Consider the following 24,024-nt stretch of genomic DNA (forward strand, 5'->3'; position numbering starts at 1 on the left):
TAGCAAAAGGCCAAATATCGCTGGAGAACGTATGCCAGAAGCGAATCAACTCATATTATTAGCTTACACCAGCGTTGCAACACATCACATGACGCACGATGAGTTGCTCACACTCCTTAACGCTGCCCGTAATGCCAATCAGCGCCAAAGCATCACTGGCATGTTGCTCTATATGGACGACTGCTTCTTTCAAGTACTGGAAGGCGAGGAACAGCTAGTCGATAATTTATACGAAAAAATATGCCTAGATGAACGCAACCACCACGTCGTGAAACTCATCAGAGAGCCAATCACCCAGCGTAGCTTTACTGAATGGACCATGAGTTACGAACATGTCACCCGTGAAGAAATGGCGTCCGCCACTGGATTGACTGACTACCTAGACCAAGACCATCCTGGGTTTAACGGCATGGCGGAGGGTCGCGCACGCCACTTGATTGAGTCATTTAAGGATGGCCTGTGGCATCGACACGACTTAACACAACAAAAATTTATACACATCGGCACATAGCGCATTAGCAACATAAACTTTTGCAGTGCGGCATAGTATAATCAAGCTATGTCTGAAAATAACTCTATCGGCATTGTTGCCCCACAAACTGCATCTTTTAGCGAACCGCTTACCCTTAAAAGTGGCGCGGTGCTAACGCAATTTGACCTTGTCTACGAAACCTACGGTACCTTAAATGCCGATAAGTCTAATGCAGTCCTGATTTGCCATGCGCTATCAGGTACACATCATGTGGCTGGCAAATACTCAGAGCAAGACAAATATCCAGGCTGGTGGGATAACTTAGTGGGTCCAAACAAACCCCTGGACACTAATAAATTTTTCGTGATTGGCGTTAATAACCTAGGTGGCTGTCATGGTAGTTCTGGCCCAGTGAGCATTAATCCAGCAACTGGCAAACCATGGGGCTCAGCTTTCCCTATCGTCACGGTGGAAGACTGGGTCAACTCCCAAGCGCGCTTATTAGACCAACTCGGTATTACGCAGCTAGCAGCAGTGATTGGCGGCAGCCTTGGCGGCATGCAAGCGCTGCAATGGACACTCGCTTATCCTGATCGTGTCCGTCATGCTTTAGTAATTGCCTCTGCACCTAACCTCACTGCACAAAATATGGCATTTAACGAGGTTGCACGCCAAGCAATTATTACAGACCCTGAGTTTCACGGTGGTGACTACTACGAACATGGCGTGGTACCACGCCGTGGCCTGCGTATTGCGCGCATGCTTGGCCACATCACCTACCTTAGCGATGACGCCATGGGTGAAAAATTTGGCCGCAAGCTTAAAGACGACATCAAATATAGCTTTGACGTTGAATTTGAAATGGAATCTTACCTGCGCTACCAAGGTGATAAGTTCGCAGGTGAATTTGATGCGAACACTTACTTACGTATGACGCGTGCATTAGACTATTACGACCCAGCCCTTGCCTATAGCGGCGACCTTAGCAAAACCCTAAGCCAGGCCAAAGCTAAATTCTTAGTGTTGTCATTCACCAGCGACTGGCGCTTCTCTCCAGCACGTTCACGCGAAATTGTGAAAGCGCTGCTCGATAATGAAAGCACAGTCAGCTATGCTGAGGTAACCGCAGCACATGGCCACGATGCCTTTTTAATGCCAGATGAACACTACCACGCTATTTTGCGTGCTTATTTAAGCAATATTGAAGTTGGTGGCAACCATGCAGAATAATGTAAATATTACAAAAAATGTTGCGCAATACCGTCAAGATTTTGCAATTATCGCAAATTGGGTAAAATTTGGCACCAAGGTGCTAGATTTGGGTTGTGGCGACGGTGAACTATTGCAATTTTTACAAAGCTCACTTGAAGTAAAAGGGTACGGCGTAGAAAAAAATGATGTCAACTTGCTGGCATGCATTGCCAATAGCACAAACGTCATCCAAATGGACTTGGAAGATGGCTTATCAGGCTTTGAAGATCAATCATTTAACACTGTGATTCTTTCGCAAACGCTGCAAGCCATGCACAATACTGAAGAAATCGTACTGGAAATGCTGCGCGTGGGTAAAGAGATTATTGTCACGTTCCCCAACTTTGGCTACTGGCGCAACCGTATGCAAATCACAGCAGGGCGCATGCCAGTCTCCAAGGCACTGCCATACCAATGGTACGACACGCCTAACGTGCATCTCTGCACGATTAACGACTTTGATGAGTTTTGCCATCATCACAACATTGAGATTTTAGAGCGCCGCGTGATTACAGATGGCAAAGAAGTGAGTTTCATGCCAAATCTGCTGGGCAGCTTGGCAATGTATCGCTTGAAATCTAAGTCTTAAAATCCGAACCTTGAAATCTACGTCTTGAAATATAAGTAATTATTTTGCAAACAATCGCACAGCCAACCATACGTCAGTCACTCATGAGCAAAAAAATGCTCATCTGTGTATTTACAGGGTTTAGCTCAGGCCTTCCTCTCTTCATACTCATCAGTCTGCTACCCGCATGGCTGCGCTCTGAAGGTGTAGATCTTAAGTCGATTGGCTTGTTTGCATTAATCAGCCTGCCATTTACATGGAAGTTTCTATGGGCGCCGCTGTTTGACCGTTTCACACCACCGCTCGGCCGCCGCCGTGGCTGGCTAGTAGTCTGGCAAGTGTTATTACTGCTATCGATTCCAGCTTTTGGTGTATTTAACCCAAAATTTGATATATGGAGCATCGCTTATCTAGCGACAGTGGTGGCTTTCTTCAGCTCCTCTCAGGACATTGTATTAGATGCCTACCGACGAGAGCTACTAATAGATGCCGAACTGGGCCTAGGTAACGCCGTGCATGTGAATGCATATAAAATCGCAGGCTTAATACCAGGCTCACTCTCACTCATCTTGGCAGACCACCTGCCATGGAGCAGCGTGTTTATGATTACGGCACTATTTATGTTGCCGGGTCTTATCATGACGCTACTAGTGACGGAACCAGCGCTGAAGGATGGCGCACCAAAAACTTTACGCGCAGCGATTGTAGAACCCTTTAAAGAGTTTATTGAGCGCAACGGACTAAAATCTGCACTATTCATCCTCGCGTTTATTTTTCTATATAAACTAGGGGATAGTATGACCACCGCGCTGGCCACCCCGTTTTATTTAGACATGGGCTACAGCAAAACTGAAATCGGCTTGATCGCTAAAAATGCAGGCCTATGGCCTAGCGTGCTGGGCGGCCTCATCGGCGGCCTTTGGATGATTAAGCTTGGCATCAACAAATCATTATGGATTTTCGGTGCAGTGCAGATGGTTGCAATCCTAGGCTTTGCTTGGCTTGCCAATGCGGCAAACAACCCTACACTATTCAGTTCGTTTTTTGAATTACAAATCTTCGGCACCAGCATCACCTTACAGGAGCGCTTAGTATGGCTAGGCATGGTGATTGGGGTAGAGGCACTAGGCGTAGGGCTGGGCACTGCTGCTTTTGTTGCCTATATTGCCAAAACTACGCACCCACTATATACCGCCACACAATTTGCATTATTTACCAGCTTTGCCGCGGTACCGCGCACTTTTGCAAATGCGGCAACTGGCTACATGGTAGAGAGCATGGGCTGGCGAGACTTCTTCATTCTGTGCTTTTTGATTGCCATCCCGGGCATGGTGCTACTACTTAAAATAGCACCATGGAATGAAGCTGCAAAAGACATCCAGCAAAATCACTAAAAACTCCCAATAAAAGCTATTGGTATTCCACAATCAATGGCGCATGGTCACTAAAGCGCTCATCTTTATAAACACTACTGCTAAGTGCTTTGCTCGCAAAATCTGCAGTTGCAATTTGATAATCGATACGCCAACCCACATTTTTTGCCCAGGCCTGACCGCGATTGCTCCACCACGTGTAACAGGCGTCGGTAGTTTCAGGGTATAAGCTACGGTAAACATCCACCCAGCCCACCTCATCAAACAATGTGGTCAGCCAAGCACGTTCTTCAGGTAAAAATCCTGAGTTCTTTTTATTGCCTTTCCAGTTTTTTAAGTCAGCCTCTTTGTGTGCGATATTCCAGTCGCCACAAACCACCACATCGCGACCGCTATCCTTAAGCATTTTCAAGTGCGGCATAAAACGCTCCATCACACTAAACTTAAAGGCTTGCCGTTCTTCACCACTGGAGCCTGAGGGCAAATATAGCGACACCACACTTAAATTGCCAAATCTAGCCTCGATATAACGCCCCTCGTTATCAATATCAGCAATACCTAAACCCTCTACAATACGATCGGGCTTGATTTTTGAGTAAATTCCCACACCGCTGTAACCTTTTTTTTCTGCGTAATGGAAGCAACCAAAATACCCTTCTGGATTCAACATTTCATTAGTCATATCGCCAGCTTGCGCTTTGATTTCCTGCATACAAACGATGTCGGCATCCTGTGTTTTTAACCACGCATACAAACCTTTGTTAGTTGCAGAGCGAATGCCATTTAAATTTAACGATATAATCTTCAAAACTTAATTCCAAATAATTAACAGAAGCTATTATGACTCAATCACTCGATCAGTTCAGACAAGATTTTATCGCATTTGCAATTCAAAAAGAGGTTTTAAAATTCGGTGAATTTAAAACCAAGGCAGGCAGGCTAAGCCCTTACTTCTTTAATGCTGGTTTGTTTAACGATGGCGAAAGCCTGATGAAACTTGGCGAGTTCTACGCGCAAGCCATTAAAAACTCCGGCATTGAATTCGATATGTTATTTGGCCCAGCGTATAAGGGCATTACATTAGCGGCAAGTATTGCCATTGCACTTGCCAAAGATGGTCACAATGTCCCTTATGCTTACAACCGCAAGGAAGCCAAAGATCACGGCGAAGGCGGTGTGATTGTGGGTAGCCCACTCAAGGGTCGAGTTCTCATCATCGACGATGTGATTTCGGCTGGCACCTCAGTGCGTGAATCTGTTGAGCTAATTAATGCCAGCGGCGCCAGCGCTTGCGGTGTGGCGATTGCCATCGACAGACAAGAGAAAGGTTTAGGCGAGCTTTCAGCCGTACAGGAGGTCATTAACACCAACAAAATACCAGTTTGTGCTATCGCCAATCTAAATGATTTATTGACGTATTTGCATGACAAAACTGAGATGGCGCAAAATTTGCATGCAGTTGAAGCATATCGACAACAATATGGTGTCATTTAATTAACTACAGGCAGCTTATTACAAGCATAGTTGCTGATCCATAGTTAATGAACAACCAGAAAGGTTATTCACATCAACATGGAAAGATTGTTTGAACCACACACTCAAAAGCCAATTTTATTGGCTTCAGCAACAATCCATCAGGCGGCTGTCAGCATGCTGTCGGCATTAGGTCTATGTCTCATGCTATGCTCAATCCAATATGTACAAGCAGAGGGTACAGGCCGCATCGTAAAATGGAAAGATGAAAAAGGGGTCACCCATTATGGTGACTCCATCCCTATGCAGTACATCAACCGTGAGAACTCCCTGATTAACCGTCAGGGAGTCACTGTCAAACACAACAAGTCAGCACCAACTCAAGACAATACTGATGAGCTTGCTAAAATGGAGTACGCCAAATCAGAACAAGCTAAGAAGGATAAGGCATTACTTGGCGCGTTTACCAATGCCAATGAAATAGACCTAGCGCTAGAACGTAATATTCAACTAGACAAAATTGCACTAGAGAATTTACAGCAAGAAAAAGCTAACCATCAAAAAAATCTTGATGCAAAACAAGTAATGGCTGCCAGTTTTGAGAAAAGGAAAATGGTCACTCCTAAAGAACTAAAAGCTGATATTGTCAACGAACAAGCGCAGCTTGATAGCCTCAATAAAGAAATATCAGCACGCAACAACGCCATTGGTGCAACTCGAAAACGTTTTGATGAAGACAAAAAACGCTATCTCCTACTTAAGAGCCAGCCTAGCAAAGAAGCGCCATAAATTATGAAGCCAGCTACAGTTTAATAATCGTGTGACCATCAACACAGCCAATCTTAATGACCACCCAAAAATCAAAAAGCCCTACAGGTGAACACCGTAAGGCTTTTATTTTAGCTTGCTTACTAGCTTGTTCTCTAAATACTAAGCTAAGCGCACATTTAATTGGTACGAACTAAGCGCCTAGTTTCTTCTTCAATACTTCATTCACTTGCGCAGGGTTAGCTTTACCTTTTGAAGCTTTCATGGCTTGGCCGACTAAAGCATTAAATGCTTTTTCTTTACCAGCCTTAAACTCCTCTACCATTGCGGCATTCGCAGCCAACACTTCATCAATAATGGCTTCTATTGCGCCAGTATCAGACACTTGTTTCAAACCCTTAGCGTCAATAATGGCATCTGCATCACCTTCACCATTCCACATAGCCTCAAACACCTGTTTGGCAGCATTGTTTGAAATAGTGTTATCAGCAATACGTTTTAGCAGGCTTGCTAAACTCGCCGAGTTCACAGGTGATTCAGCCAGTGCTTTTTCTTCAGCATTCAGTTTTGCCGAGATTGCACCCATCACCCAGTTGGCAGCAGGTTTTGCCTCTGCGCCCGCATCCACTGTTTCTACAAAATACTGAGCCAGCTCACGGCTTGCCGTCAAGCTTGCCGCATCGTAGCTAGTTAAGCCAAATTGCGTTTCAAACCTTAACTTCATTGCCTCTGGCAACTCCGGCATTTGCGCAGCAACACGCGCCTTATCCGATTCAGTGACCTCTAATGGCAACAAATCAGGGTCAGGGAAGTAACGATAGTCGTTCGCTTCCTCTTTACTACGCATCGCACGTGTTTCACCCGTGTCTGGATTAAACAGCACGGTTGCTTGCTGAATCGTACCGCCATCTTCTAAGGTGTCAATCTGCCAGCGTGTTTCGTACTCAATCGCCTGCTGCATAAATTTAAATGAGTTCAGGTTTTTAATTTCACGACGCGTGCCTAACTTCTCAGTACCTTTTGGTCGCACCGATACGTTAACGTCACATCTAAAACTACCTTCTTGCATATTGCCATCGCAAATACCAATCCACTGCACCAGCTCATGCAGTTTCTTTGCATAGGCAACGGCTTCAGCTGCTGAGCGCATGTCCGGCTCAGTCACAATTTCTAACAATGGCGTACCCGCGCGGTTAAGATCGATACCACTCATCCCCTCGACCGCGCCATGGACAGACTTACCAGCGTCTTCTTCCAAATGCGCACGCGTGATGTTAATCACTTTTTCATAGGCAGCATTTTTACCAACTGCCGGCACCTGAATGGTCACTGCACCTTTACCCACCACAGGCAGCTCGTACTGGCTGATTTGATAGCCTTTAGGTAAATCTGGATAAAAGTAATTTTTACGTGCAAACACAGAGCGCGGAGCAATCTCGGCGTTCACAGCCAAACCGAATTTAATCGCGCAATTGACCGCTTCTTTATTCAAGACTGGCAACACGCCAGGCAACGCAATACTCACTTCGCAAGCCTGCGTATTCGGCTCTGCACCATAAGTAGTTGAAGCACCTGAGAAAATTTTAGTATTTGTTCTTAGTTGGGTATGCGTTTCCAACCCAATCACGACTTCCCATTCCATTATGCGGTTCCTTCTGGCTTATCCAAGGTTGGTGCTTGAGCATGCCAATCTGTCACTTGTTGATACTGATGCGCCACGTTCAACATACGCGCCTCATCAAAATAATTACCTATGATTTGCAAGCCTACTGGCAAGGGTTTGCCATCTGTACTTGTAGCAAAACCAGCAGGGACGCTCATGCCAGGCAAGCCAGCCAAGTTGGTTGAGATGGTATAAATATCTTGCAGATACATTGCAACAGGGTCATCCACTTTCTCGCCTGCTTTAAACGCAGTAGATGGTGCCGCAGGCCCCATAATTACGTCACATTTTTTGAAAGCTTCCTCGAAGTCTTGCGCGATTAAACGGCGGATCTGCTGTGCTTTAAGATAATAAGCATCGTAATAACCTGCACTTAACACATAAGTACCAATTAAAATACGGCGCTTAACCTCTGCACCAAACCCCTCAGCACGGCTCTTGCAATACATATCCATCAAATCAGTATATTCTGACGCTCGGTGCCCATAACGCACACCGTCGTAGCGTGATAAATTGCTTGATGCCTCAGCAGGTGCTAGTACGTAGTAGACTGGAATCGACAAGCCAGTATTTGGCAGTGAAATTTCTACAATTTCAGCACCCAATTTTTGGTATTCAGTAATCGCGTCTTCAATAACCTTTGCAACACCAGCATCCAAACCGTCTGCAAAAAACTCTTTCGGCAAGCCAACCCTTAAACCCTGTAGCGGCTTATTTGGATTTGAATTGTAAAGCTCGCGGGTGTAATCTTCTTTGTCACGATTCAAACTGGTTGAGTCACGCTCATCAAAACCAGCCATCACATTCATCATCAACGCACAGTCTTCAGCAGACTTAGCCATCGGGCCAGCCTGATCCAAGCTAGAGGCAAACGCGATCATACCGTAGCGTGAAACCACACCATAGGTTGGTTTTAATCCAGTAAAACCACACAGTGAAGCTGGCTGACGGATTGACCCACCAGTATCCGTACCAGTTGCCGCAGCACATAAACGCGCAGCCACTGCCGCAGCACTACCGCCGCTACTACCACCAGGTACGCGGCTGAAATCCCACGGGTTTTTTACCCCACCAAAGTAACTGGTTTCATTAGATGAGCCCATTGCAAACTCATCCATATTAGTTTTACCCAAATTCACCGCACCCGCATTATTAAACTGTGTAATCACATGTGCGTCGTATGGTGCGATAAAATTTTCCAGCATTTTTGAACCACAAGTGGTTTTCCAGCCCTGCGCACAGAAAATATCTTTTTGTGCGACAGGAATGCCCGTCAATGGTGTTGCATTGCCAGCCGCAATACGCGCATCAGCAGTTTTTGCCTGAGCAAGCGTTCTATCATGGTCCAATGCAATGTAAGCATTAATCTCTGGGTTAAACGCATCAATGCGGTTCAGAAAAGTTTGCGTCAGTTCTACGCTAGAAATTTCTTTATTAGCCAACATCTGGGCTAATGTTTTTAAGCTACTGTTGATCATATTGCGATTACTCGATTACTTTAGGGACAAGATAAAGACCGCCATCCACCGCGCGCTCTTCGGAGCCATTGCCAATTGCAGGCGAAATTTTTTGAAATGCCTCACGCAGATTGGTTTTGGTCACCACGTCATCTCGCAACCGTTGCACCACGTCTTGAGAATGTGACATCGGTACAATACCATCGGTATTTACCGCCTGCATCTGCTCAATAAGGCCCAAGATGCCTGTCAATTTTGACAAGGTTGCAGCAGCATCGCTATCACTCACCTCAATACGGGCAAGATGCGCTATTTTTTTTATATCTTCTGTACTAAGTGCCATACTTCTAACAGTCCGAAATGGTTAGTTGAAATTGAGTAGGTAAAAAACCTATCTTTTTATATTTTGTTTGTCAATTGAAGCAGTAAGCAAGTGATGGGGCAACCATTACGCTAACACCTCTGTCCTAAAACTATCTTGATGCACCTTAATTTTCCAATGCATCTTAATTTTCAACAAGATATACGGTATTATAACCTGATTTTACGTGTACCTTAATCGCGTCAGTGACGATTACCAAAGGATTAAACAAGTAAACGGTATTAAACAAGCTCCACACCACAGGAAAAACATAATGTTCGGTTCTATAAGTAGTTATTTTTCAAATGATCTTGCCATTGACCTAGGCACAGCAAACACCCTGATTTACTCTCGCGGCAAAGGCATCGTACTTGATGAACCATCAGTCGTTGCTATCCGTTTAGAAGGTGGCCCTAATGGCAAAAAAATCCTTCTCGCCGTTGGTGCAGAGGCAAAAGGCATGCTCGGTCGAGCGCCTGCAAACATTCAAGCCATTCGCCCAATGAAAGATGGCGTGATTGCAGACTTCACCATCACCGAGCAAATGCTCAAGTACTTTATTCGCCGCGTGCATGATTCACGCTGGTTTGCGCCAAGCCCACGTATTATCATTTGCGTACCGGTTGGTTCTACTCAAGTTGAGCGCCGCGCCATTAAAGAATCTGCTGAGCGCGCTGGTGCTAAACAAGTATTCTTGATTGAAGAACCAATGGCAGCGGCAATTGGCGCGGATATGCCAGTATCAGAAGCCACTGGCTCTATGGTAGTGGATATCGGCGGCGGCACCACTGAAGTGGGCGTTATCTCACTTGGCGGTATTGTGTATGCAAAATCAGAGCGCGTAGGCGGTGATAAATTTGACCAAGCGATTATTGATTACATCCGCCGCAATTACGGCATGCAAATTTCAGAGCCAACTGCTGAAGCGATCAAGAAAAAAATCGGCTCTGCATTCCCAGGCTCAACCGTACTGGAAATGGAAGTCACTGGTCGCAACCTTGCAGAAGGTTTACCACGCAAATTCACGATTTCAAGCAATGAAATTCTTGAAGCCTTGACCGAACCGCTCAACGCCATCGTAGGCGCTGTTAAATCAGCACTTGAGCAAACACCACCTGAACTAGGTGCAGACATCGCAGAAAAAGGCATGGTACTCACTGGCGGTGGCGCATTACTACGTGATTTAGATCGCTTATTGGTTGAAGAAACTGGTTTACCTGTCATTGTGGCAGAAGACCCACTCACCTGTGTAGCCCGCGGATGTGGTCGCGCACTGGAGGAAATGGATAGACTAGGTAGCATTTTCGCTTACGAATAAGCAAAGACTCTCAAAAAAACCAAGCATGCTGAAAACGGTAAATACTACTGTCACTGAGTATCCATCAGTTTTTGGCTTTTGGTTTAATTGAAACAGTTTTGATTGAAACAATCACGATAGGCCGTATCAATACGGCCTATCGTTTTCCTACTAATCGCATTATCATTTGGAACTAGAACTCACTCACAATGGCTGGCTATCATCAAAATCTGGATCAACAACAAGCCCCAGCTTTTTTTGCGCGCGGCCCTAGCCCACTAGCACGCCTAGCTTTCTTTTCCGCGCTATCATTAGCGCTAATGGCAACAGATTCTCGATTGCAATATTTAGGCACGGTACGCGAACACTTGATGGTGGTGTTACAGCCCTTACAATTGATTGCAAACGCGCCCTCCATGCTATACGACTCAACTAACGAGTATTTTTCTACGCACCATCGCTTACTCGATGAAAATCAACTGCTGAGAAAACAAGCCTTAGTACAGGCAATCTCTCTGCAAAAAATGAAAACATTAGAGTTAGAGAACACCAACCTGCGACAATTACTACAAGCCAATCAATCACTTGAAGAATTTAGCCAGCTTGGCGAAATACTACATGTTGGCCGCGACCCTTTTACCAAAAAAATAATCGTCAATCGCGGCAGCGCACATCAAGTTGTGAATGGTGCGGCAGTGGTTGATGCAAAAGGTGTGATTGGCCAGGTGACACGCACCTATCCGGCGAGCAGTGAGGTGACGCTTATTACTGACCAGTCATTAACGATTCCTATCCAAGTAGAACGTAATGGATTACGTGCTATTGCTTTTGGGCATGGTCGTGACAACACATTAGACTTGCCGTTCTTGCCCGCAAATGTAGATATTAAACCTGGTGACAAGCTAATTACGTCTGGTATTGATGGCATTTACCCAAAAGGGCTGGCTGTCGCTACCGTGACCGAGATTCAAACCTCACAAGACTCTCCATTCGCGAGAATTGTTTGCGCACCTACTGGCGGTATCGAGAACCACAAGCAAGTGCTACTTGTTAGCATCTCACCATCTGAAAGCATTACTCCGCCAAACACGACCAAACAGCCGATAGTAAATACTGACGCAAATCATGCTACGCTCGAAAAATCAAAACCTAGCGCTCTTAAAGAGTTGGATCAACATAAAAAAATAACGAATGAAGCACCAGCAGTCGCTGTTGACGCTAACACCCAAAACAAACCTCATGCACAAGACTAAGCTACAAACTATTTACTTATCGCTATTAGTCGCATTTATATGCCTGCTACTGCCATGGTCTGGCGTAGCCCTTAAGCTGCGCCCAGACTTTGTACTATTAGTCATCGTTTTCTGGATTCTACGCGCCCCTAATAAATGCAACATTGGCACCGCTTGGTTTATAGGGTTATGGGTAGACTTAGCAACTGGGGGCGTGTTTGGCCAATATGCACTGGCTTACACCGTCACCACTTTTGTGGCTGTTATCTACCAGCGCCGCCTCGTGTTATTTAGCAACACGCAGCAGTTGGTTTATGTACTGTTATTGCTGATCATTTCACAACTTACCTTACTCACCGTTAAAATATTTTCCGGTAACGATGCATTGGGTTGGACTTATTTCCTGCCCAGTATCACTGGCGTCATCTTGTGGCAGGCAGCCGTTGCGCTTGGCTTAAACACCAGCAGACCTTCCCGTAGCAAGTAATGTAAGTATGGTTGCTGAACTCAAAAACTATATTCATGAGCAATATTACTTTAGGTTACGCCTAGGCGTCGCAGGCTTGGTTGTACTTAGCTTATTTGCACTACTCGCATTTCGGTTTTACTATCTGCAAATTCTGCATTACGACCACTATCAAACACTGGCAGAAAATAACCGCATTTCTCTAGTGCCTACCATCCCTAATCGGGGTTTGATTTTAGATAAAAACGGCGTTGTACTTGCACACAACTTCTTTGTGTACACACTAGAGATAACACCGGCTAAAGTAAAAAATCTCGAAAATACCATTACCGAATTAGGCCAACTGATTGAAGTTAGCTCACTGGATAAAAAACGCTTTAAAAAATTCAGAGAACAAAGTCATAGCTTTGAAAGCGCGCCGATACGTACGCATCTCAACGAAATTGAAGCCGCCAAGTTTGCGGTTAATCATTACCGCTTTCCTGGTGTTGAGATTAAATCACGCCTGTTCAGACATTACCCCTTGGGCAAACTTGGCTCGCACATGGTGGGCTACATTGGGCGCATCAACGATAAAGACATTGAGAGCCTAAAGAGTGATGGCGTTTACTCCAATTACAAAGGCTCAGATCACATCGGTAAAAGTGGGCTAGAGCAGTTCTATGAACAACAACTACATGGCGTGACCGGATTTCAGCAAGTTGAAATTGATGCTGATGGGCACGCGGTTAGGGTGCTATCCAGCAATGCACCTATTCCGGGTGACAATCTGATTTTATCAGCGGACAGCAAACTACAGGAAATTGCCGAAACCGCGTTTGGCGAAAGGCGCGGCGCACTGGTCGCAATCAACCCTAAAACTGGCGAGGTACTCAGCTATGTCAGTCAGCCCACATTCAACCCCAACTTGTTTGTGGATGGGATTGACAGCGAAAACTGGAAATTACTCAACGAGTCTTTAGATAAACCTTTAATCAACCGACCATTACGCGGCATTTACCCACCTGGCTCTACATTCAAGCCGTTTGTAGCATTGGCTGGGCTAGAAGCTGGAAAACGCAACCCACCTTTTGCGATTCAAGATGCAGGCTTCTTCATGTTACCAGGCAGTCGGCATCGCTATCGCGATTGGAAACCAAGCGGACATGGCATGGTGGACATGCAAAAGGCCATTACCGTGTCTTGTGATACTTTTTTCTATGGTTTAGCCATGGAACTGGGCATTGAAAGGCTCACATCGTTTGTAAGCCACTTTGGATTTGGCAGAAAATCTGATTTAGATATCAAGGGAGAAATTGGCGGATTGCTACCTACACCCGAGTGGAAGAAGCGTCGCTACAAACAACCGTGGTACCCTGGTGAAACAGTGATTGTAGGGATTGGTCAAGGCTATACCTTGGTCACGCCGCTACAACTAGCACAAGCGACTGCAATTTTGGCCAACAATGGGGTCGCAATGAAGCCGCATTTAGTCACTAAAATTCAAAACGGTTTAACCGGTAAACAAATAGATATCCCTACCATCGTGCAAGACCGCATTGAGCTGAACCCTGAAAATATGGCCATTGTAAAACGCGGCATGGTCGACGTCACCTTGCCAGGAGGTACCGCTGCCAGTGTGGGCGCAAATGCTGGCTATTCAATCGCAGCAAAAACGGGCACTGCCCAAGTGATTGGCATTAAGCAAAATGAAAAATACAACGAACAAGGCATGAACGAGCGCCACCTTGATCACGCCTTGTTTATTGCATTTGCACCAGCCGAAGACCCTACCATTGCCGTAGCCGTGATTGTGGAAAATGGCCGACATGGCGGCTCGACAGCTGGGCCGATCGCGAGAAAAGTCATGGACTATTATTTGCTAGGAAAAATGCCAGCCATTGAGCCGTCGGCAGTAGCTGCACCAGTGCCAGCAAGTGCCACTGGCACTGCAACCATTACTGAAGAAGAATTACATGATTAGCAAAATCTTTCACTTTCTATTCAAGCACTTCGATTCATTTTTAATGGCTTGCTTATTTTTTGCGTTGTTATTGAGTTTATTTGTACTTTACAGTGCCTCGGGCCAAGATTTTTCACGTATTTATGCGCAAGGCGTCAACGTTGCAGTGGCACTGGGGGCAATGTGGTTAGCCGCCAATATTTCACCACTGAATCTAGAGCGGGCAGCGCGTCCGCTTTATATCTTGGGCTTACTGTTGCTGATAGGTGTCGCGCTGTTCGGCACCATCAGTCACGGTGCGCGCCGTTGGTTAAATTTAGGGTTCATGCAGATTCAACCATCAGAATTAATGAGAATTGCCGTACCGATAATGCTCGCCTGGTACTTTGCCAGCAGAGAAGGTAAACCTAGTGGCAGTAACTTTGTGGTTGGTAGCGTGTTGCTAGCAATACCCGTTGCACTGATCATGAAGCAGCCGGACTTAGGTACATCGCTATTAATTGCATCGTCTGGCTTTTATGTATTATTTTTGGCCGGCCTAAGTTGGCGCTTTTTATTGGTAGCATCAGCCTCTTTACTCGCATTAATGCCTGTTTTCTGGTCGTTATTGCATGAATACCAAAGGAAACGCATTGAAATCCTGTTTGACCCCACCCAAGACCCATTAGGTGCCGGCTACCATACGATTCAGGCGATTATTGCCATTGGGTCAGGCGGCAGTGCAGGCAAGGGCTGGCTTAATGGCACACAAACCCAACTGGACTTTTTACCAGAACGCACCACGGACTTTATTTTTGCTGTATTCAGTGAAGAGTTCGGTTTTTTAGGCAATATGTTACTGCTAACGTTGTTTAGCCTGATTATCGCACGCGGCCTAGTGATTGCCTCACAAGCCCAAAATACGTTTTCCAGGTTATTAGCAGGCAGTATCACGCTCAACTTCTTCTCGTATGCGTTCGTCAACATGGGTATGGTAAGCGGTATTTTACCGGTAGTTGGTGTACCATTACCCCTCATCAGCTACGGCGGCACTTCACTGGTGACACTGTATCTGGGGTTTGGTATTTTGATGAGTATACACACCCATAAAAAACTCGTTGCAACCTAGCTGCTTGCATGACAGAGGAGAGATTTAATGGCTATTTTCCAAAAAAGCATCATCATTCTATGTATGGCATTATTAAGCGCATGCGCCGGTACATCCAACACAAAATCAGAATCAACCAGCGCTAAAAACACTGCGGCCAAACAGCCCAATGGTTCTAGTAAAGGCGGCGGCTATTATCTTGATGATGGTCCAGGCGACAACACATCCATTGATATTGCCAGCATTCCAGATGCGCAGCCTAGAACAGAAAAACCATTGGTCAGCAGTAACAAACCCTACCAAGCTTTAGGTCAAAAATATGTGCCAATGACGAACTATGCGCCATATACAAAGCAAGGTGTTGCGTCATGGTATGGAAAGCGCTATCACGGCAGAAAAACCTCTAGCGGCGAAGTATACGACATGTACAGCATGTCTGCGGCACACACAACGTTACCAATTCCTAGCTACGTAAGGGTCGTGAATCCTGCCAATGGCCGTGCAGTTGTCGTGCGCGTCAATGACAGAGGGCCTTTTAAACATGACCGTTTAATTGATTTATCTTACGCTGCGGCCTATAAATTAGGGTTAGTCGCTCAAGGTAGTGGTTTAGTCGAAGTCACTGCAATTGATACCAGCCCGGAAGCTTTAAAAAATGCAGCCAACATAAATGTTGCAAAAATTGAACCATCCTATGCAAGCACAGCTCAAATAGGCGAGTATAGTAATTCACTCAACACAAGTAACACGCCAACTGCAGAATCAGCCTCAAACAAGGAAGTATCTCCCGCCAGCTATTACGTGCAAGCAGGTGCATTCAAGAGTGAGGCTAACGGTGAAGTGTTGCAAAAGAAAATCCTTACCCTAGACCTTGCGGGCAATGCCGCCGTCACTAACGTGTATAATAACGGTTTGCATCGCGTCAGGTTAGGTCCCTTTTCAAGTAAAAGAGAGGCCGATATCCATGCAAACAAAGTACGAAGCCAGCTAAATATATCAGCCATTGTTACCAATCAGTAAATCTATCTATTAAATCTCATGCATATCATTAAAAACTACGCTTTCACTCGCATTATTGCAAAATCTTCTTTAGCCATTGCTTTGGCTGTCGCCTCTTTCACAAACTTGGCTCATGCTGGTGCAGCACAAATCGCACCGCCGCCAAATTTAGCGGTAAAAGCTTACTTACTTAAAGATTTCAATAATGGTCACGTCGTTGCACAGCACAATGCCAGCATGCGCGTAGAGCCAGCTTCACTGACGAAGATCATGACTGCCTATCTCGTATTTAAAGCAGTTAAAAATGGCCATCTGCAACTTAACCAAACCCTGCCAGTCAGCGAACATGCTTGGAAAACTGAAGGCTCAAAAATGTTTATTGAGCCAAATAAACCTGCAACTGTTGATGAGCTTATGCACGGCATGATTATTGTTTCAGGCAATGATGCCTCTATTACATTAGCAGAAGGTATTGCAAGTACAGAGCAACAATTTGCACAGATGATGAACAAAGAAGCGCAACGTCTAGGCATGAAGAGCACGCACTACATGAATGCTACTGGCTTGCCAGACACGCAACACTACACCACGGCAGAAGACTTAGCGACGCTAGCCATCGCCCTGATTCGCGATTTTCCAGAAGAGTACAAACGCTTATACTCAGTTAAAGAATATACCTACAACAATATTAAACAAGCCAACCGTAACCGTCTTTTATGGTTAGACCCTAATGTGGATGGCATGAAAACCGGCCATACTGAATCTGCAGGTTATTGCTTAATTTCTACCGCAAAACGCGACAATACCCGCCATATTTCAGTCATTCTTGGCGCACCAACAGATACCGCGCGTGCCACAGAAAGCCAGAAACTATTGAACTACGGCTTTCAATTTTTTGATTCAACGTTAGTGTACAAACAAAGTCAGGCAGTGAGCAAACTTAAAGTTTGGAAAGGTGACGCAAACGAAATCACATCAACGGTTGCAAATGATCTTTACCTAACGTTGCCAAAGGGCGAGTACGCCAATGTTAAAGCCATCGTTTCAAGCACACAGCCACTCATCGCCCCCATCAAAAAAGGACAAGTGATTGGACAAGTTAAATTTGTATTAAATGGCAGAACGATCAGCGAGCGTGCATTAGTAGCAGACCGATCAGTTGCAGCAGCAGGCTTGTTTGGCCGCGCTTGGGATTCTATTAAATTAATGATGCAATAAGCTTAACTTAACCAAGTTAAATGGAACTAAAGATAAACTGAATCAAGATAAACGGAACTAAAAGATAAACGCTATTAAGATGACTGATATTGACCCGCAAGCAACACCGCCACTCATCGAGTTCCCTTGCCGATTTCCTATTAAAGTGATGGGTGAAACGCAAGAAATATTCTCGACGACAATCATTGGCTTGATTCAAACCATTGTGCCAAGCTTTAATGCTGAGCACATCGAAATGCGCGCAAGTTCTAACGGTAAATATATCAGTCTGACGTGTTCTGTTGATGTAGCTTCACAAGCTCAGCTTGATGATGTTTACCGCTTATTAACATCACACCCTTTAGTGAAGTACACGCTTTAACATACTCATCCGCTTGTGATGTTAAACAATATTATCGTTAGAAATTTAGGCACCACCTCATTTGAAGTAACATGTGAGGCAATGCAACAATTCACAGCTGCCAGAGTGGCTGATTCGGCCGATGAAATTTGGCTCACTGAACACCCACCAGTTTACTCACTAGGGCTTAACCGTAAACAGGTAGCGCCACCTTCCCGTGATGACATTGTCGTCGTGAATACCGACCGTGGTGGGAAAATCACCTATCACGGCCCTGGCCAAGTCATCCTTTACGTTTTATTAGACCTATCAAGACGCAATCTTAATATACGTAGTTTAGTCAGCTTGCTGGAAAATACAGTGATAGAATTACTGGCGCAATATGATGTAAGCGCAATAGCAAAAAAAGATGCGCCTGGCGTTTATGTAAGCTTAGCAAATTCACACGAAGCCAAAATAGCCTCATTAGGGTTACGTGTTAAAAATAATTGCTGCTATCACGGCTTGAGCCTTAATATAGACATGGATTTAAGCCCATTTAACGCGATTGACCCTTGTGGCTACAAAGGGCTTGCAGTGACACAAACCAAAGACCTAGGCATTGATGCCAATATACAAACCATTGGTGAGCAACTTGTAGCAATGCTTACCAGCAAACTAGAGCATTTGCATGACGAACGTACCCCCTAATAAAACGCCCACACCAAAAGTTGCTGGGGTAAAAGAAATTGACGCGGCAAAAACGTCGCGCATTCCAATTAAAATCATTCCGCAGCCAATTCAGCGTAAACCTGAGTGGATACGCATGAAAGCACCTGATGGCGCACGCTATCAGGAAATTAAGCGTGTACTGCGCGAGAATAATCTACATACCGTTTGTGAAGAAGCCAGTTGCCCTAATATCGGCGAATGTTTCAGTAGCGGTACTGCCACTTTTATGATTTTGGGCGACATCTGTACACGCCGCTGCCCATTTTGCGATGTAGCACACGGAAAACCTCTACCTCCAGATGTAAATGAGCCCGAAAATCTGGCAAGAACCATTGCACAGATGCGACTCAATTATGTGGTCATTACCAGCGTGGATCGTGACGATTTACTAGATGGTGGTGCACAACATTTTGTCGATTGTATTAAAGCGGTGCGTGCGCATTCACCCAATATCAGAATTGAAATCTTAGTCCCAGATTTTCGTGGGCGTTTGGATGTGGCACTAGAGATTCTCCGTAAGGCACCGCCCGACGTGATGAACCATAATCTTGAAACTATCCCTAGACTATACAAACAAGCAAGACCCGGCTCAGACTATCAAAACTCATTAAACTTATTAAAAGTATTTAATGAAATGTATCCGCACATTCCAACTAAATCTGGCTTGATGTTAGGCTTGGGCGAAACTGACGAAGAAATTCTAGCCGTGATGCAAGATTTACGAGCACACCAAGTCAGCATGCTGACACTAGGACAATATCTACAGCCTAGCGTGCATCATTTACCAGTGATGCGCTATGTTGAACCTCAAATTTTTGAAACTTTAAAACAAAAAGCTGATGCAATGGGCTTTAATAATACGGCCAGCGGCCCCATGGTAAGAAGTAGCTATCATGCTGATGCACAGGCGCACCAAGTGATTACGTAAATCGCACTGTGTTGGCAATAGCGATTACTCTAAATAACCGCATTAAAGTTCAAAAAAGGAAAATATGGTTCCGCATTTAACAACAGCTCTCAATGGCCCACTGTTATCTCTAGAAAAAAGCATGCTGGATGCCATGCCAAAGATTGAGCATTGGTTTCGTACACAATGGTTAGAGCATGCCGCGCCATTCTATGCCTCAGTTGATTTACGTAATGCTGGTTTTAAATTAGCCCCTGTCGATACCAACTTATTTCCCGGTGGTTTTAACAACCTAAATCCTGACTTTTTACATTTAAGCGTACAGGCAGCAATGGTGGCGGTTGAAAAAATCTGTCCAGAAGCTAGCCGCTTACTGATTATTCCTGAGAATCACACGCGCAATACTTATTACCTGCGCAACGTAGTTGAGTTGGCGAACATCTTAAAACAAGCCGGCATGGAGGTAAGAATCGGTTCAATTTCTCCAGAAATCACCGAGCCTACTTTGCTAGAAACACATGATGGCCAGCCACTATTATTAGAGCCTGTGGTGCGCCAAGGCAACCGCCTCAGTCTTCCTGCATCTAAACTAGGTGATACTAACCTGAGTGCATTTGATAGCTGTGCAATCTTGCTTAATAATGATTTATCTGGCGGCATCCCTGATATTCTTAAAGATTTAGAACAAGACTTGATTCCACCGCTATACGCAGGCTGGAGCACACGCAGAAAATCACAACATTTTTCTGCTTACAATCGAGTGGCAAAAGAATTCTCTACCTTACTTGGTATAGATGAGTGGTTGCTCAATCCATATTTCGAAACTTGCGGTGAAATTGACTTTAATGCGCGCACTGGTGAAGACTGCCTTGCCGCTAAAGTTGAATCGTTGCTTGAAAAAATTAGAATCAAATACGCCGAGTATGGTGTGTCTCAAGAGCCGTTTGTGATTGTAAAAGCCAATGCTGGCACTTACGGCATGGGCATTATGACCGTGAAATCACCTGATGACGTACGTGGTTTAAATCGCAAGGCACGCAACAAAATGTCAGTGATTAAAGAAGGTTTGGAGGTCACTGAAGTGATTATTCAAGAGGGCGTCTACACGTTTGAGAGCATCAATGATGCGGTTGCCGAACCAGTAGTCTATATGATGGATCACTATGTGATTGGTGGCTTTTACCGAGTACATACTGGCAGAGGCATCGATGAAAACCTGAATGCACCAGGCTCTCAATTTGTACCTTTAGCTTTTGAAAAGCCCTGTACATTACCGGACTGTGCTGGCGCACCGGATGCCACGCCTAACCGTTTTTACGCTTATGGTGTAGTCGCACGTTTAGCGTTACTGGCCGCTGCTATTGAGTTGCAAGAGCAAGACCCTCTTAATCAATAAAGTCATACGCACATGAAACTAGTATTTATTCTGGACCCACTTGAAAGCTTAAAAAGCTATAAAGATACTAGCCTCGCCATTATGCGAGAGGCTAGTCAGCGTGGCCACGAGCTATTCGTAAGCTTGCAACACGATCTTTTTCTGCGTGGTGAACAAGCCAGAATTAATGTGCAGAAGTTTGAGTTCTCTGGACAAAGCTACACCACTGCGGAAAAAACAGAGTTCGCTCCTAGTCAGTTTGATGCGATTATCATGCGCAAAGACCCGCCTTTTGATAACGAGTATCTTTACAGCACCTATCTACTTGAAATAGCAGCTAAGCAGGGTGCACGCATATTTAACAACCCTGTCGCTATTCGTGGCTGGAATGAAAAACTCTCAGTCACTCGCTTTCCGCAATTTGCACCTGAGTTTCTGGTGACAGCAAATCAGCAGTCTATTCGTGATTTTTTAAAACAACATGCAGATATTGTGGTTAAACCTTTAGATGGCATGGGCGGTAGCAGTATTTTTAGGCTAACTTTGCAAGACCATAACATCAGCGTGATTCTTGAAACAATTACCGAGTTTGGCACCCGCACTATCATGGCGCAGCGCTATCTACCAGCGATTGTGCATGGCGATAAGCGTATTATTGTGATTGATGGCGAACCACTGCCTTATTCACTCGCACGTATCCCGATGGCGGGAGAAACACGTGGAAACTTAGCCGCGGGAGGTACTGGTGTTGCTCAACCACTCACTGAGCGAGACCGTGATATAGCAATCACCGTAGGGAAAGTGCTGAAACAAGAAGGCTTATTTCTAGTGGGGCTAGATGTCATTGGTGAGCACCTGACTGAAATCAACGTAACAAGCCCTACAGGAATGGTCGAGATTGCCAATCAAACCGATTGCAATCCCGCTAGCCTCTTTATCACTGCCCTAGAGCAAAAACAGCATTAATCAATGCGTAAAGGATTGAGCACCGTATTGATTGTAGCCACATGCTGCATGGCAATATTAGGGTTCATTGCTTATAACAAACCACCGCTCTACCACAGCCAAAGCTATGTATTTGGCACACTGGTTGATATCAGTATTTATGGCGAACCAGAAGACCGAGCTAAGTCGCTTTCAAATACAATCATGCAAGATTTTCAACACCTGCATCATCAGTTACACGCATGGAAGCCGATTTCTGAAAACCAAGTCAGTGAACTAAGTGCGCTCAACTTAGCATTCGCTGCCCAAAGCAAGCCATTAAATATCAGCCCACTCATGGTAGAAATTCTGCAAGATGCAGCGCAACTATCAAAACAATCTAATGGCTTGTTCAACCCAACCATCGGTCATTTAATCAGCACATGGGGGTTTCAAGCCGATGAGTTTGCCGCAACCAGTATCGATGATAAAAAAATTGCAGCATTCATTAAAGCTAACCCAAGCATGGATGATATTGTTGTTGCAAACAATACTACTTACAGTACAAATAGCAGCGTCAAACTTGATTTAGGTGGCTATGCAAAAGGTTATGCACTAGATAGAGCTGTAAGTTACTTACGCAAGCAACATGTTAAGCATGCGCTCATCAACATAGGTGGCAATATCATCGCGCTTGGCCAGCATGGAGATAAGCCGTGGCGAGTAGGGGTACAGCACCCGCGTAAACCCTCTGCGATTGCCACGCTTGATTTACTTGATGGCTGGGCAATAGGTACGTCTGGTGATTATCAACGTTATTTCATGCTAGATGGTAAACGCTATTGCCACATCATTGATCCGCGCACAGGCTACCCAGTACAACATACGCAAGCGGTGACCGTATTAATTCCTCCGCAAGCACCAAATCATCCACAAGCTGGCGTAGTGTCTGATGTTGCCTCAAAACCCATTTTTATTGAGCCTGCGGAAAGCAAAGCAAAAATCGCTAATGTGATGGGCATAAAATACTTTATGGTGATTGATCAATCATCTCAAGTCTTTGTCACCAAAGAAATGCAGAATAAACTAACTTGGCTTGATCAAGACTTTAAGAAGCATGTGCATGTTCAAACTACTACGCAACATTAAAGCTAAAACAAGTGCCATGCTCGTTGGTGATTGGCTCATATTGATTGCAAGCAGCGTATTGGTCATCGTTCTGTTTCAACACCTATGGTCACATGAGCACGCAACAACAGTCCAAATCCGCCTAGGTGATACCGTTTATGGCACCTACAGCCTTAATCAACAGCGTGATATCCATGTTAAAGGAACGCTAGGTACCTCCACCATCAGTATCATGAATGGCAAAGCCAGATTTTCTCAATCCCCATGCCATAATCAATACTGTGTGCACCAAGGCTGGCTATCACGATCAGGCCAAGCAGCTATTTGCCTACCAAACCAACTGAGTTTAGAACTAGTCGGCGAAACAAAACACTACGACTCACTCAACTATTAATATAAAAAATAATAGTATAAGAATAGTAGTATACAAATAGCACAACAATCATAAATAAACGATTACATGCAGATTAACACTACCCTCGACGACCATCGCATCGCCAAACTTGCAGCATTTGCTATTGCGTTACATATGTTGGAAGCGGTGATTCCATCCCCTTTACCAGGCGTTAAGCCAGGTATCGCAAACATTGTGACCTTATATGTACTATTTAAATATGGCTTTGCCAGCGCAGCTTGGGTAAGCATACTCCGTGTATTTGCCAGCAGCCTGCTGTTAGGGCAATTCCTATCACCGACCTTTATACTGAGCCTATCAGGTGTATTATTGAGCTTGGGGGTACTGTGGCTAAGTATGCACTTACCTAGAAAGTACTTTGGTACGGTATCATTAAGCATACTCGCCGCTTTTGCACACATTACGGGACAATTGATTATTGTAAGGCTATGGCTGATTCCACATGCCAGCGTTGCTTATTTGATTCCGATTTTTGCACTAGCCGCATTATTTTTTGGGATAGTGAATGGACTGATTACACATCAATTACTTAATAATAGCTTGGAAAACAAAATTGATTCAAAGTCAGCAACTGCAACATCACTCATGACAAAGTAA

The 24,024-nt window shown here is 44.9% G+C and carries 25 protein-coding genes; 21 read left to right on the plus strand and 4 right to left on the minus strand.

Annotated features, from left to right (window positions below):
* Positions 1-31: 31 nt before the first annotated feature.
* The 4 genes from FG24_RS03655 to FG24_RS03670 all read left to right on the plus strand — a co-directional run bounded on the left by FG24_RS03655 (position 32) and on the right by FG24_RS03670 (position 3,685).
* The gene (locus tag FG24_RS03655; RefSeq protein ID WP_036301138.1) at positions 32-511 is read left to right on the plus strand and encodes a BLUF domain-containing protein; all 480 of its coding nucleotides are present in this window, start codon (positions 32-34) and stop codon (positions 509-511) included.
* A gap of 48 nt (positions 512-559) precedes the next feature.
* On the plus strand, positions 560-1,702 hold the full coding sequence (gene metX, locus FG24_RS03660) for a homoserine O-succinyltransferase MetX (protein WP_036301141.1): 1,143 nt from the start codon (positions 560-562) through the stop codon (positions 1,700-1,702).
* The gene (gene metW / locus FG24_RS03665) at positions 1,692-2,312 is read left to right on the plus strand and encodes a methionine biosynthesis protein MetW (RefSeq protein ID WP_036301144.1); all 621 of its coding nucleotides are present in this window, start codon (positions 1,692-1,694) and stop codon (positions 2,310-2,312) included. The genes metX and metW overlap by 11 nt, the downstream gene beginning before the upstream one ends.
* 83 nt (positions 2,313-2,395) lie before the next feature.
* Positions 2,396-3,685 (plus strand): AmpG family muropeptide MFS transporter, encoded by a 1,290-nt coding sequence (locus tag FG24_RS03670; RefSeq protein ID WP_051901569.1) that lies wholly within the window; start codon positions 2,396-2,398, stop codon positions 3,683-3,685.
* A 16-nt stretch (positions 3,686-3,701) separates the two neighbouring features.
* Here the strand turns inward: FG24_RS03670 and FG24_RS03675 are convergent, their stop codons facing one another.
* On the minus strand, positions 3,702-4,472 hold the full coding sequence (locus FG24_RS03675; protein WP_036301151.1) for an exodeoxyribonuclease III: 771 nt from the start codon (positions 4,470-4,472) through the stop codon (positions 3,702-3,704).
* Positions 4,473-4,504: 32 nt separating this feature from the next.
* Between FG24_RS03675 and pyrE the strand changes: the two genes are divergently transcribed.
* Positions 4,505-5,158, plus strand: a complete 654-nt coding sequence (gene pyrE, locus FG24_RS03680) for an orotate phosphoribosyltransferase (RefSeq protein ID WP_036301154.1) — start codon at positions 4,505-4,507, stop codon at positions 5,156-5,158.
* A gap of 78 nt (positions 5,159-5,236) precedes the next feature.
* On the plus strand, positions 5,237-5,926 hold the full coding sequence (locus FG24_RS03685; protein WP_036301157.1) for a DUF4124 domain-containing protein: 690 nt from the start codon (positions 5,237-5,239) through the stop codon (positions 5,924-5,926).
* A 172-nt stretch (positions 5,927-6,098) separates the two neighbouring features.
* Here FG24_RS03685 and gatB read toward each other — a convergent pair whose 3' ends face one another.
* Genes gatB through gatC form a run of 3 tightly spaced genes read right to left on the minus strand, consistent with a single transcriptional unit; the run spans position 6,099 to position 9,368 of the window.
* Entirely contained in the window at positions 6,099-7,547 is a 1,449-nt protein-coding gene (gene gatB, locus FG24_RS03690) for an Asp-tRNA(Asn)/Glu-tRNA(Gln) amidotransferase subunit GatB (protein ID WP_036301160.1), read from the minus strand.
* Positions 7,547-9,046, minus strand: a complete 1,500-nt coding sequence (gene gatA / locus FG24_RS03695; RefSeq protein WP_036301162.1) for an Asp-tRNA(Asn)/Glu-tRNA(Gln) amidotransferase subunit GatA — start codon at positions 9,044-9,046, stop codon at positions 7,547-7,549. The genes gatB and gatA overlap by 1 nt, the downstream gene beginning before the upstream one ends.
* A 7-nt stretch (positions 9,047-9,053) precedes the next feature.
* A complete protein-coding gene (gatC, locus tag FG24_RS03700; protein WP_036301165.1) occupies positions 9,054-9,368 on the minus strand; it encodes an Asp-tRNA(Asn)/Glu-tRNA(Gln) amidotransferase subunit GatC in 315 nt (104 codons plus the stop codon).
* 292 nt (positions 9,369-9,660) lie between these two features.
* Here gatC and FG24_RS03705 point away from each other — a divergent pair, with 292 nt between their 5' ends.
* The 15 genes from FG24_RS03705 (at position 9,661) to FG24_RS03775 (ending at position 24,024) form a co-directional block, all read left to right on the plus strand.
* On the plus strand, positions 9,661-10,704 hold the full coding sequence (locus FG24_RS03705) for a rod shape-determining protein (RefSeq protein ID WP_019896877.1): 1,044 nt from the start codon (positions 9,661-9,663) through the stop codon (positions 10,702-10,704).
* A 188-nt stretch (positions 10,705-10,892) separates the two neighbouring features.
* The gene (gene mreC / locus FG24_RS03710; RefSeq protein WP_036301168.1) at positions 10,893-11,936 is read left to right on the plus strand and encodes a rod shape-determining protein MreC; all 1,044 of its coding nucleotides are present in this window, start codon (positions 10,893-10,895) and stop codon (positions 11,934-11,936) included.
* Positions 11,923-12,402 (plus strand): rod shape-determining protein MreD, encoded by a 480-nt coding sequence (gene mreD / locus FG24_RS03715; protein ID WP_036301171.1) that lies wholly within the window; start codon positions 11,923-11,925, stop codon positions 12,400-12,402. Before mreC ends, mreD begins: the two co-directional genes overlap by 14 nt.
* A 7-nt stretch (positions 12,403-12,409) precedes the next feature.
* Complete coding sequence (gene mrdA, locus FG24_RS03720; protein ID WP_036301173.1) at positions 12,410-14,344, plus strand: penicillin-binding protein 2; 1,935 nt, start codon at positions 12,410-12,412, stop codon at positions 14,342-14,344.
* Positions 14,337-15,431 carry a rod shape-determining protein RodA gene (gene rodA / locus FG24_RS03725; protein WP_036301175.1) on the plus strand — a complete coding sequence of 365 codons (1,095 nt, stop codon included), beginning with the start codon at positions 14,337-14,339 and terminating at the stop codon, positions 15,429-15,431. Before mrdA ends, rodA begins: the two co-directional genes overlap by 8 nt.
* A 27-nt stretch (positions 15,432-15,458) precedes the next feature.
* Positions 15,459-16,430 carry a septal ring lytic transglycosylase RlpA family protein gene (locus FG24_RS03730; protein ID WP_036301178.1) on the plus strand — a complete coding sequence of 324 codons (972 nt, stop codon included), beginning with the start codon at positions 15,459-15,461 and terminating at the stop codon, positions 16,428-16,430.
* An 18-nt stretch (positions 16,431-16,448) separates the two neighbouring features.
* On the plus strand, positions 16,449-17,627 hold the full coding sequence (locus tag FG24_RS03735; protein WP_051901419.1) for a D-alanyl-D-alanine carboxypeptidase family protein: 1,179 nt from the start codon (positions 16,449-16,451) through the stop codon (positions 17,625-17,627).
* Between the two features lie 79 nt (positions 17,628-17,706).
* Positions 17,707-17,988: an HP0495 family protein gene (locus FG24_RS03740; RefSeq protein ID WP_036301181.1), complete on the plus strand. Its 282-nt coding sequence runs from the start codon at positions 17,707-17,709 to the stop codon at positions 17,986-17,988.
* 18 nt (positions 17,989-18,006) lie between these two features.
* On the plus strand, positions 18,007-18,657 hold the full coding sequence (gene lipB / locus FG24_RS03745; RefSeq protein WP_036301184.1) for a lipoyl(octanoyl) transferase LipB: 651 nt from the start codon (positions 18,007-18,009) through the stop codon (positions 18,655-18,657).
* A complete protein-coding gene (gene lipA, locus FG24_RS03750; protein WP_036301187.1) occupies positions 18,638-19,606 on the plus strand; it encodes a lipoyl synthase in 969 nt (322 codons plus the stop codon). Before lipB ends, lipA begins: the two co-directional genes overlap by 20 nt.
* 64 nt (positions 19,607-19,670) lie before the next feature.
* Positions 19,671-20,981 (plus strand): glutamate--cysteine ligase, encoded by a 1,311-nt coding sequence (gene gshA / locus FG24_RS03755; RefSeq protein WP_036301190.1) that lies wholly within the window; start codon positions 19,671-19,673, stop codon positions 20,979-20,981.
* Positions 20,982-20,993: 12 nt separating this feature from the next.
* Positions 20,994-21,926 (plus strand): glutathione synthase, encoded by a 933-nt coding sequence (gene gshB / locus FG24_RS03760; RefSeq protein WP_036301191.1) that lies wholly within the window; start codon positions 20,994-20,996, stop codon positions 21,924-21,926.
* Positions 21,927-21,929: 3 nt separating this feature from the next.
* On the plus strand, positions 21,930-23,033 hold the full coding sequence (locus FG24_RS03765) for an FAD:protein FMN transferase (RefSeq protein ID WP_081880931.1): 1,104 nt from the start codon (positions 21,930-21,932) through the stop codon (positions 23,031-23,033).
* Positions 23,008-23,406, plus strand: a complete 399-nt coding sequence (locus FG24_RS03770; RefSeq protein WP_051901420.1) for a NusG domain II-containing protein — start codon at positions 23,008-23,010, stop codon at positions 23,404-23,406. The genes FG24_RS03765 and FG24_RS03770 overlap by 26 nt, the downstream gene beginning before the upstream one ends.
* Positions 23,407-23,472: 66 nt before the next feature.
* Positions 23,473-24,024 carry a Gx transporter family protein gene (locus FG24_RS03775; RefSeq protein WP_036301193.1) on the plus strand — a complete coding sequence of 184 codons (552 nt, stop codon included), beginning with the start codon at positions 23,473-23,475 and terminating at the stop codon, positions 24,022-24,024.

It is taken from the genome of Methylotenera sp. L2L1 (assembly GCF_000744605.1).
Lineage (GTDB): Bacteria > Pseudomonadota > Gammaproteobacteria > Burkholderiales > Methylophilaceae > Methylotenera.

What these genes read in the sequence shown, in the direction of transcription:
- gatC (WP_036301165.1), bottom strand. Translation starts at nt 9,368, where the DNA reads ATGGCACTTAGTACAGAAGATATAAAAAAAATAGCGCATCTTGCCCGT.
- FG24_RS03685 (WP_036301157.1), top strand. Translation starts at nt 5,237, where the DNA reads ATGGAAAGATTGTTTGAACCACACACTCAAAAGCCAATTTTATTGGCT.
- gshA (WP_036301190.1), top strand. Translation starts at nt 19,671, where the DNA reads ATGGTTCCGCATTTAACAACAGCTCTCAATGGCCCACTGTTATCTCTA.
- gshB (WP_036301191.1), top strand. Translation starts at nt 20,994, where the DNA reads ATGAAACTAGTATTTATTCTGGACCCACTTGAAAGCTTAAAAAGCTAT.
- FG24_RS03775 (WP_036301193.1), top strand. Translation starts at nt 23,473, where the DNA reads ATGCAGATTAACACTACCCTCGACGACCATCGCATCGCCAAACTTGCA.
- FG24_RS03730 (WP_036301178.1), top strand. Translation starts at nt 15,459, where the DNA reads ATGGCTATTTTCCAAAAAAGCATCATCATTCTATGTATGGCATTATTA.
- FG24_RS03735 (WP_051901419.1), top strand. Translation starts at nt 16,449, where the DNA reads ATGCATATCATTAAAAACTACGCTTTCACTCGCATTATTGCAAAATCT.
- gatB (WP_036301160.1), bottom strand. Translation starts at nt 7,547, where the DNA reads ATGGAATGGGAAGTCGTGATTGGGTTGGAAACGCATACCCAACTAAGA.
- lipA (WP_036301187.1), top strand. Translation starts at nt 18,638, where the DNA reads ATGACGAACGTACCCCCTAATAAAACGCCCACACCAAAAGTTGCTGGG.
- mrdA (WP_036301173.1), top strand. Translation starts at nt 12,410, where the DNA reads ATGGTTGCTGAACTCAAAAACTATATTCATGAGCAATATTACTTTAGG.
- mreC (WP_036301168.1), top strand. Translation starts at nt 10,893, where the DNA reads ATGGCTGGCTATCATCAAAATCTGGATCAACAACAAGCCCCAGCTTTT.
- metX (WP_036301141.1), top strand. Translation starts at nt 560, where the DNA reads ATGTCTGAAAATAACTCTATCGGCATTGTTGCCCCACAAACTGCATCT.
- FG24_RS03765 (WP_081880931.1), top strand. Translation starts at nt 21,930, where the DNA reads ATGCGTAAAGGATTGAGCACCGTATTGATTGTAGCCACATGCTGCATG.
- FG24_RS03770 (WP_051901420.1), top strand. Translation starts at nt 23,008, where the DNA reads ATGTTCAAACTACTACGCAACATTAAAGCTAAAACAAGTGCCATGCTC.
- pyrE (WP_036301154.1), top strand. Translation starts at nt 4,505, where the DNA reads ATGACTCAATCACTCGATCAGTTCAGACAAGATTTTATCGCATTTGCA.
- rodA (WP_036301175.1), top strand. Translation starts at nt 14,337, where the DNA reads ATGATTAGCAAAATCTTTCACTTTCTATTCAAGCACTTCGATTCATTT.
- FG24_RS03705 (WP_019896877.1), top strand. Translation starts at nt 9,661, where the DNA reads ATGTTCGGTTCTATAAGTAGTTATTTTTCAAATGATCTTGCCATTGAC.
- FG24_RS03670 (WP_051901569.1), top strand. Translation starts at nt 2,396, where the DNA reads ATGAGCAAAAAAATGCTCATCTGTGTATTTACAGGGTTTAGCTCAGGC.
- gatA (WP_036301162.1), bottom strand. Translation starts at nt 9,046, where the DNA reads ATGATCAACAGTAGCTTAAAAACATTAGCCCAGATGTTGGCTAATAAA.
- mreD (WP_036301171.1), top strand. Translation starts at nt 11,923, where the DNA reads ATGCACAAGACTAAGCTACAAACTATTTACTTATCGCTATTAGTCGCA.
- FG24_RS03655 (WP_036301138.1), top strand. Translation starts at nt 32, where the DNA reads ATGCCAGAAGCGAATCAACTCATATTATTAGCTTACACCAGCGTTGCA.
- FG24_RS03740 (WP_036301181.1), top strand. Translation starts at nt 17,707, where the DNA reads ATGACTGATATTGACCCGCAAGCAACACCGCCACTCATCGAGTTCCCT.
- lipB (WP_036301184.1), top strand. Translation starts at nt 18,007, where the DNA reads ATGTTAAACAATATTATCGTTAGAAATTTAGGCACCACCTCATTTGAA.
- metW (WP_036301144.1), top strand. Translation starts at nt 1,692, where the DNA reads ATGCAGAATAATGTAAATATTACAAAAAATGTTGCGCAATACCGTCAA.